We start from the raw sequence: 774 nt of genomic DNA on the forward strand, positions 1-774 counted from the left end.
AAGTTAACCAGTCTTTAAAACTAATTAATCTTTAACACACCAACCAGAAGTTAAAGGCTAAAAACGAAAAACTTGATTAATTTGACTAGGTAATTTCATGCGCAAAGGAGATTTTGATTCAGAGGATAAACGCCACCTGTTCTGATAACTTCCTCGAACCTCCTTGTAACATATCGGACAACAATGATGCTTGGCTGCAAAATGAGCTTTAGGAGTCTGGGTAAACCGGTACTGGTGGACAGGACAAATAATGGTTACTGCTGTCCTGCTGTTCACATATTCTACCAAGGAGTAATCATAGCGTTCTCCCCAGCGTTGAATAGCTTTCTGGATGAACTTTTCTTTAGTATCTTTGGTTATAGGCATGAGTTTGAAATTCTTTTGAACATTGAATCAAATTACGGTGCAGTCACCAAGCATCCATGCTCAGTATTCTGTCAGGCATGACTTACCGTTACTTTTTCCACTAACGCTTTTGGTCGGTTGTATAACTCAAGCAGCAATACAAATGCAGCAGCGAAAATGGGTAAATGCCCTTCAATTTCATGGGCACCATGGATAAATGATGTAGTTATGAATGCAAACGCTAACATCACCATCACGAGACGGTTAGCAAAGCCAAAAGCTAGCAGCAGCCCAAGCAGCAACTCACATAAACCGATAAAGTACACAAAGTGGAGATCCGAAATCACGCTCAAACCAATGCTTGGGAAGAAATTATAAAATGGGAACATTTCAATAAATACAAGAGCCAAACCTGGATAAGCTAGCTTC

The 774-nt window shown here is 39.9% G+C and carries 1 pseudogene; it reads right to left on the minus strand.

Annotation, left to right across the window (positions count from 1 at the left end):
• Positions 1 to 437: 437 nt before the first annotated feature.
• A pseudogene (locus tag AB4486_RS25465) lies at positions 438 to 774 on the minus strand (hypothetical protein); the annotation flags it as partial.

The sequence above is a fragment of the Vibrio sp. 10N.222.55.C6 genome, from assembly GCF_041473395.1.
Taxonomy (GTDB): domain Bacteria; phylum Pseudomonadota; class Gammaproteobacteria; order Enterobacterales; family Vibrionaceae; genus Vibrio; species Vibrio crassostreae_C.